This window comes from Rhizobium sp. PDO1-076 (genome assembly GCF_000247475.1).
Classification (GTDB): Bacteria; Pseudomonadota; Alphaproteobacteria; order Rhizobiales; family Rhizobiaceae; genus Allorhizobium.
The window spans coordinates 1-7,048 of record NZ_AHZC01000090.1; the positions used below are offsets into that span (position 1 = coordinate 1).

The following is a 7,048-nucleotide window of genomic DNA, read 5'->3' on the forward strand; positions in this document are numbered from 1 at the left end:
CTCCTTTATGTCATCTTTATAGGCCGAAAACATGGGCCAGAAACGTGGAGTTGTGTCGAAATACAGTCGGTATGGCTCACCGAACTCAACAAGAAGGTACCTCTCCTCTTTCTTGACGACCACATGGAAAATTCCCCAACAAACGACTCCGCAAAAGATTCCAAATGATAGCATTTCCGTCTGGAGGCCGATCCCGATTGCGGCCAAGATGGATCCTACATAAAGGGGATTTCTGCATAGGCTGTAGGGGCCATCGGACAAAAGATCTCTGCTTTTCCTCCCCCCGATGTAAAGGGTGCACCACAGCCGGACGCCGAAGCCGCACAAGATAAATATGAACCCTGCTATCTCCAGCCAAAGATCATAATACGTACTGTCGTAAACTGGCTTGATGGCAAAAAGCGTTGCTCCAACAATGAAGCAGCCTGCAACCAATGCGAATTGCCGTTTGCGCTGAAGATTTCCGAGGGAATGGGGAACTGGTTGCTGCATGCTTGCTCCGGTAGATGGCGTTCATTGCATGGCTCCGGCCAAAGCAGGCTCACGAGCGTTGCACGATTGTGGTCCACGATCTGGCGTGAAAATTTCTGTTTGCGCTGGCGTTTTTATATGTACAATACACATACATTAGATCTGACAATCAGAGCAACAGAAATATGCATAATACACACGTTGAAGATCCTTCCGGCGTCATCCATGGCGCGCTCGTCGATATCGTCGGGATCATGAACAGCCCGCAACGCGATGCCGCAATGATCAGGGAGGCCGGCATTTCTCTTGACCGCGCCTTGTTTCCACTTCTGCTGATGGTGGCCCGCAAAGGCCCTATCAGTGTCACGGACCTTGCTGACCTTGTGGGGCGGGATCATTCCACCGTTAGCAGGCAAATCCCCAAACTGGAGGAACTGGGCCTGATCGAGCGTCGATCGGCTGGGGCCGACCGACGGGTGCGCGAGGCCGTCATAACGCCCGCCGGCACACAAATGACAGCGATCATCGACGGCACCCGAAAGCAGCTTGCCGGCCGACTTCTCAAGGACTGGAGCGAAGAGGATCTGCAGAGTCTTGCAGTCCTGATCCGGAAACTGGCAGACGACGTCCTGAACATGCCATAACGGCGCTGGACGAGACGTCGTCTTTCAAAGGTGCCAACCCGCAGGACCGAGAGAACGGCAATCCTCTCCGCTAGAACTTGTACCCTACGACCGCCATGAAGGATGGCTGAACCTTTTCTTCGACGATCGGGCTATCCGCTGCATCGCCCAACAGGACGCCTACCCCAGCTTCTCCTCGCACGAGCCAGTTCTCCGTGACCATGTAAGTGGCGGAAGCCGTGAAATCGACACGCTTGAGGCCGGCCTCGGCCTTGTATTCGCTGAGACCAGACGTTGCCGATTGCGCAGCCGTCACGCCAAAATAGGATTGCATGTGCTTGTCGTTGGCGACCGTGGCTGAAACGCCTGCCGACACGAGGAACCGTTCGGTTACCGGCGCGGAATATTCAGCACCGAATGTCCCGATGAGGCTTTCGCTGCCATCGATTGTCTGATCCACCTCTGCATAGATTTCCAGAGCTTCCCATTTGTAGGCCGCCTTCGCGCCAACCGTGGCTGCAAAGTCGATATCGCCAAGGCCCCTTAGCCTATCGCTGTCGTCTTCATCCCGGCCCATTTCATAGCCAACCTTGCCGGCCAGCGAAAATCCGCTTTGGTCGAGCACTGTCACCGAAACACCGCGAGGATCAATCGTCAGCCAGTCGCCATACGTGATGATGACTGCCGGTACGGGACTGACCTTAAAATCTCCGCTTCCTTCATACTCAGGCTCGTACATCGCTCCTGCGCCGATGATCAAACCCCATTTGGGCTCAGCTTGCTGAGGATCGAATCGCGAACTATCAAACGCTGGCTCGGGAATCTGTTCCGAAACAGCATCTGCTGCGAGGACTTCGGACGACATTGCCATCAGCGCCAAAGTAGCCCCGATCGCGGGTAACTTGGAAATTTGGTGTGGTTTGCTCAGGGGCTGCATTCCTGCTCCATTCAATTGATCTCACCGCGTCACACCCGAAATGGCCGCAGGCGCGTGATGCTTCTGTTTGCCATCAAGTTCGTGCCGAGGGGATGTTGTTTTATTACGGTTTGTTACGAGCTGCAGACGGCAAGGGCGGAACCGGAGGCATGCCACGCGAGGACACAGCCCGTGCTATCATCCAGACGAAATCGATGACGACCGCCGTAAAGTGTACGTGCCCCGGCAATCTGAGCTGCGGCTCGGAGATTGGCGCGCTACGAGAGGCCGCCTGTCAGGCGAGGCTCCGCATATCGTGTTCGATCTGCGTCAGCCATGCCTGTCGTTTTTCGTTTGTGCGTGATTTGACATTGCTGAACGAGATCCACTTCCTGTTGCGAACGCCGATCTTCCAGAAGGTGCCGGTCAGCAAGGCGCGCTTTATCGCGTTCCCGAATAGAAATCTGTAGATGATCGATGGCGTATTCATCGTCGTAATGACGGTGACGCCCTTGAGGGCCGTCAGTTTGCTGACCATGCCAACACCTCTCCCGCTCGTTTGATCATAAGCGATACCAGGGAAGATGACTTTATCGACAAAACCTTTCATCAGCGCTGGCATGAGTTCCCACCAGATAGGGAAGACGAAAACGAGGTGCTCGGCGCGATGGAGGCGATCTCTGTAGTTCAGCACCTGAGCATCCAGCATTTGCTCGGCGCCCGCGGAATCCGTCCGGGCCAGAACGAAGGCTTGCAAATCCTTGGATCGCATGGCCGGATCGAAGTCATCTCGATCCAGATAGATGACATCGCAATCATGGCCGCCGGCACGAAGTCCCGTCTGAACCGAGGCCAGTATGGCTGCGCAGAAACTCTTCTCGTAAGGATGGTTGAAAACAACAAGGACGTTCATGATTTTTCCCTTCCAGGAGCGGACACCCGTTCGGTTGCGCAAGCCTTGTGGCCTTCGCAACGTTTGCGGTCGGTATTCTCATCGTGAGATGACACAGTTGGTTGGTGCTGACTCAGTTTTGAGCTGCCAACCCGACCCGTTCCAGATGAGCGATGAGCGAATTGATCTCGGTGGACGGGACAACGGCGCTTACATACCCGTCGGGGCGGACGAGGATCCAGTCGCCAGGCTCCACGCCATATGCGTCATGGAGGTGGCCGTGTTCGTCGACTACATCGCCACGCGGTCCAACCGCGTGGATATGCACACCGGCACGTGGGGCAATTGCTGAAAGGCGATCCACCTCATAGCCGAGCAATGTCCAGTGGGTCCCCTGGTACAGATCGAAAAGCCTTTTGTCTTGCCCCGCACGACCGCGAATGGGTGCGTCAGGCGCTCTGTCACCTGCAAGGATCTTGTGATCATGCGCTGGTTCGGCGAAGTTGAGCGGCGAACCGGTATAGCAGAGGTCAAGCTGATGCACTTCACGGCCACGCCGCATAGAGCCCGCCTTCGCTTCGTCCAGCAACTTCGTAGCCAGGCCCAACATGCCAGCGGCTATGGGACGGCGCTCGGCTTCGTAGCTGCCCAGCAGCGCATCCGGTGCTCCGCCCAGAACCGCTGCCAGCTTCCACCCAAGATTATAGGCGTCCTGAACACTCGTGTTGAGGCCCTGCCCGCCTGTCGGCGGATGGGTGTGTGCCGCATCTCCGGCAAGGAAAACCCGTCCGTCTCGATAGCGATCCGCCAGGCGCGCGTTCATCGTATAGGCAGACGCCCAGAACACCGATTGGATGATGATATCCGAGCGTCCGGTTCGATCGAGAAACAGTGCCGTCAGTCCGGCAGCTGACAAGTCGATGTCGCCCTCCAGAGGGATCGGGCCTTGCACCTGGAAGAGGTCCGTACCCGAAAGCGGGCACAGGGATATCTGACGCGCCATGTCACCCTCATTGAAACGGTGCCAGACATCGCGCGAAACCCCCGTTGCAACCACGTCTGCAACGATGGCCCGCACACCGAGCGTCTTGCCGGGAAACCCGATGCCGAGCGCATGGCGGACAAAGCTTCTGCCGCCATCAGTGCCCACGAGATACCGAGCGTGAACCGTCTCTTCACCAGTTGAATTGACGATCGTTGCAACAACGCCGTCTTCATCCTGCGAGAAGTCTTTGAGTTCGTGAGCGAACTCCGGCCGGTGACCAAGCTCCAGCAAGCGTTCGCGAAGAATGCTTTCCGTGAGGAATTGGGGAAGCATCAGGCTCGTCGCGAACGGCTCTGCAGGGGTTTTGTTCCCGGGTTCGAAGACAGACTTGTCCTCAAAGCTGCCGTCAGCCCGGTACTGCCGCTCGGGAGGATAGAGTCCGCCTGCCGCGACAATACGGTCGACGATGCCCATGTCCTCAAAGACCTCAAGCGTTCGCGGCTGGATGCCCTTCCCTCTCGATCCGCTGAAGGGTTTCTCCAGCTTGTCGATCAAACGGAAGTTTACATTGCGGCGGGCGAGCTCAATTGCGAGGGCGAGACCTGCGGCGCCCGCTCCAGATATCAAAACGTCGATTTCAGGTTCAATCATGTCATCACCTCATTTACGTGTAATATACACATATATGAAATGCGGCGACCCGTCAAGAAGTATTGTGTATTTTGCACGCAATCGCCTGCAGGCGACGCACCGCATGAGCTGCGAGATAAAGCGAACTGATGCCGACAATCGCAGGCGCAACTGGCAGTCCTAAGCGAGGAGCGGAAAAATCATCCGAACAGTCAAGCCATGCGGGACATTGCTGTCAAACTCGATACGGCCGCCATGGTCGCGGACAATCTCATCGACGATAGACAGACCCAGGCCAAATCCGGCCTGTTCGGTTTTCTTTGTTCTGGCCGTATCGATCTGAAAGAATGGCTCAAGAACACGCTGCCTGAACTCTTCGGGAATGCCCGGCCCCAGATCCCGAACCTCGATGCAGACGGATTGCGCCGTCCTGCCCAGGCTCATCACCACTTCATCTCCGAACTTCAAGCCGTTCTCGCAAAGATTGGCGATTGCACGCGACAGTGCCATCGGTTTGCAGTCCCAAATGAACCGGCCGGGACCGGAATAGCTGATTTTTGCCCCCACATCGGAGAAGTCGTCGCAGATCGTCTGCATGATGCTCGCGACATCCGTACGCTCTGCCACCTTCTTTACTGCGGTCATCGCGAAGGAAATCCAGCGTGACATCGATCATGGCATTGATCTGCTGAATATCTGAGAGGATCTGCTCGCGGATCACCATGTCGTCAATCCGCTCCGCGCGAAGACGCACACGCGTCAGCGGCGTGCGCAGATCATGGCTGACGCTCCGCAGCATAGCCGTTCGGTTGCGCATCATTTCATGGATACGCGTCCGCATGTCGTTGAGCGCCCGCGCCAGGTCGACGATTTCAATACTGCCTCTTTCCGGCAGAGGCGTGGATTGGGACAGAAATGCCTCCGTGTTCTTGATCTTGCTGGAAATAGCCGTGAGGGGCCCGCTTAAAAACCTGACGGCGAATACGGAGAACAGGAAACCGAGTGTGACAAACGACAGGGTGTAATAGAGCATCGCCCCCGTGAAATCGTTCGTGAACACGGTGTCGGGAAAGGATTTATAGAGAAGCACTTCCCGCGCGTTGATCGGCACTGCCAACATGGGTTTTTGTCCGACGAGCACGACAATCGTTCCGTCTGGCAATGCGTCGTCGGGTGGGAACAGATACGCCAGGAACGAACCGAATTTAGACCGGAGTCCCGCCGGTGTTGGTAGCGCTTGAAAAGCGTCGCGATCAAGAATTTCGATATCAATGCCAACCTCGGCCGACCGGCCGATGATGCGCTGCCGTTCGTCATCGCCTGCCTTGTCAACGAGGTAGCCAAGCGTCAAAGCCCGCTGACCGATGAGATCGACATCGACAACGTCATCATATTCAAAGACATTGATCCGCTCGATCAGCCTTCCTGAGATGATGACCGAAAGAACCGCGAGCAACACGACGAGCATAAGCTGCCCCCGTATCGTCTTGATGCCAAAGGATGGTCGCCTCATCCGGCCTCCACGACGGTCGCGGTAAAAACGTAGCCGCCAAGCCGGACTGTTTTCAAGAGAACCGGATCGGAGGCATCCATTTCAATTTTCTGGCGCAATCTGCGAATATGAACATCAACACTGCGTTCAACCGGGCCAGCAAGTCCGGAATGCGTAAGCGTCAAAAGTTCTTCCCGTGTCAGAACACGATGAGGATTTCGACAGAAGGCAAGCAGCAGGTCGAACTCCGTGGTGGTAAGCGCGATCCGTGCATTGCTTGCATCATGGACCTGACGACGCACCGGATCGATTCTCCATCCATCAAAGCGAAGAGGTTTTTGGCTATCGGTCGCCGCCAATCCATAGGAGGCACGGCGCAACGCGCTGCGGATGCGCGCAACGACCTCCCGCGGACTGAAGGGCTTGGTAATGTAGTCATCAGCGCCCACCTCCAGACCGACAATCCGGTCGACTTCTTCCCCAAGGGCCGTGACCAGTATAATCGGGATTGTCTTGTCCGCCCGTAGACGCCGACATAGGCTGATACCATTTTCGCCAGGTAGCATGACATCGAGAACGACAAGATCAAACGTCAGATGCCTCATCCGGGCGAACATCTCGTTGCCGTCTTCGACGGTCGTTGCATGCATTCCATTGTCGCGCATCGTCTCGGCCAGGAGCTGCCCGATTTCTCGGTCATCTTCGACGATCAGGATGTGCGGGATGCGGTTCTGCGTGTTCAAAAATCTCTCCATAGCTCCGTTGAAAGGCATCTGACCGTCATGAAGCGGCAAAGCAATCTATCCCAGACGCGAGGGTTTCTCATTGGGAGACTGCCAGCCAGGTCATCAACCGACCAATCGGGCAGTGTTCCCAACGTCCTCCTCCACAGGTCCTTGCGTCGGAAGATACCCCTTGAACGTCAACGAAATCCAATCTCTGAAATCAGAGACGATGAGATGAAGCGCTGGAATGACAATCAGTGAGAGCAATGTCGAGACTATCAGTCCGCCGGAGACGGCTATTGCCATCGGTGCGC

Annotated in this window: 9 protein-coding genes; 1 reads left to right on the forward strand and 8 read right to left on the reverse strand. The window is 56.1% G+C overall.

The window, feature by feature from the left end; genetic code table 11:
* On the reverse strand, window positions 1–492 hold a 492-nt coding region (locus PDO_RS07030), incomplete at its 3' end, for a methyltransferase family protein (protein WP_007599711.1).
* A 164-nt stretch (window positions 493–656) separates the two neighbouring features.
* Here PDO_RS07030 and PDO_RS07035 point away from each other — a divergent pair.
* Window positions 657–1,115: a MarR family winged helix-turn-helix transcriptional regulator gene (locus PDO_RS07035; protein ID WP_007599712.1), complete on the forward strand. Its 459-nt coding sequence runs from the start codon at window positions 657–659 to the stop codon at window positions 1,113–1,115.
* Window positions 1,116–1,185: 70 nt separating this feature from the next.
* Here the strand turns inward: PDO_RS07035 and PDO_RS07040 are convergent, their stop codons facing one another.
* The 7 genes from PDO_RS07040 to PDO_RS28730 all read right to left on the reverse strand — a co-directional run.
* The gene (locus PDO_RS07040; RefSeq protein ID WP_007599714.1) at window positions 1,186–2,031 is read right to left on the reverse strand and encodes a MipA/OmpV family protein; all 846 of its coding nucleotides are present in this window, start codon (window positions 2,029–2,031) and stop codon (window positions 1,186–1,188) included.
* 274 nt (window positions 2,032–2,305) lie between these two features.
* Window positions 2,306–2,923 (reverse strand): NAD(P)H-dependent oxidoreductase, encoded by a 618-nt coding sequence (locus PDO_RS07045; RefSeq protein WP_007599716.1) that lies wholly within the window; start codon window positions 2,921–2,923, stop codon window positions 2,306–2,308.
* 112 nt (window positions 2,924–3,035) lie between these two features.
* Window positions 3,036–4,538 carry an FAD-dependent oxidoreductase gene (locus PDO_RS07050; RefSeq protein ID WP_007599718.1) on the reverse strand — a complete coding sequence of 501 codons (1,503 nt, stop codon included), beginning with the start codon at window positions 4,536–4,538 and terminating at the stop codon, window positions 3,036–3,038.
* A 159-nt stretch (window positions 4,539–4,697) separates the two neighbouring features.
* Window positions 4,698–4,985 (reverse strand): ATP-binding protein, encoded by a 288-nt coding sequence (locus PDO_RS27000; RefSeq protein ID WP_052023405.1) that lies wholly within the window; start codon window positions 4,983–4,985, stop codon window positions 4,698–4,700.
* The gene (locus PDO_RS27780) at window positions 4,969–6,030 is read right to left on the reverse strand and encodes a histidine kinase dimerization/phospho-acceptor domain-containing protein (RefSeq protein WP_007599720.1); all 1,062 of its coding nucleotides are present in this window, start codon (window positions 6,028–6,030) and stop codon (window positions 4,969–4,971) included. The genes PDO_RS27000 and PDO_RS27780 overlap by 17 nt, the downstream gene beginning before the upstream one ends.
* Entirely contained in the window at window positions 6,027–6,782 is a 756-nt protein-coding gene (locus tag PDO_RS07060) for a response regulator transcription factor (protein WP_052023407.1), read from the reverse strand. The genes PDO_RS27780 and PDO_RS07060 overlap by 4 nt, the downstream gene beginning before the upstream one ends.
* Window positions 6,783–6,857: 75 nt before the next feature.
* Window positions 6,858–7,048 (reverse strand): hypothetical protein (locus tag PDO_RS28730; protein WP_210161509.1); only part of this gene is annotated, 191 nt, incomplete at its 5' end.

Coding starts and splice junctions, on each gene's coding strand:
- PDO_RS07035 (WP_007599712.1), top strand. CDS start 657: ATGCATAATACACACGTTGAAGATCCTTCCGGCGTCATCCATGGCGCG.
- PDO_RS07040 (WP_007599714.1), bottom strand. CDS start 2,031: ATGCAGCCCCTGAGCAAACCACACCAAATTTCCAAGTTACCCGCGATC.
- PDO_RS07045 (WP_007599716.1), bottom strand. CDS start 2,923: ATGAACGTCCTTGTTGTTTTCAACCATCCTTACGAGAAGAGTTTCTGC.
- PDO_RS07050 (WP_007599718.1), bottom strand. CDS start 4,538: ATGATTGAACCTGAAATCGACGTTTTGATATCTGGAGCGGGCGCCGCA.
- PDO_RS27780 (WP_007599720.1), bottom strand. CDS start 6,030: ATGAGGCGACCATCCTTTGGCATCAAGACGATACGGGGGCAGCTTATG.
- PDO_RS07060 (WP_052023407.1), bottom strand. CDS start 6,782: ATGCCTTTCAACGGAGCTATGGAGAGATTTTTGAACACGCAGAACCGC.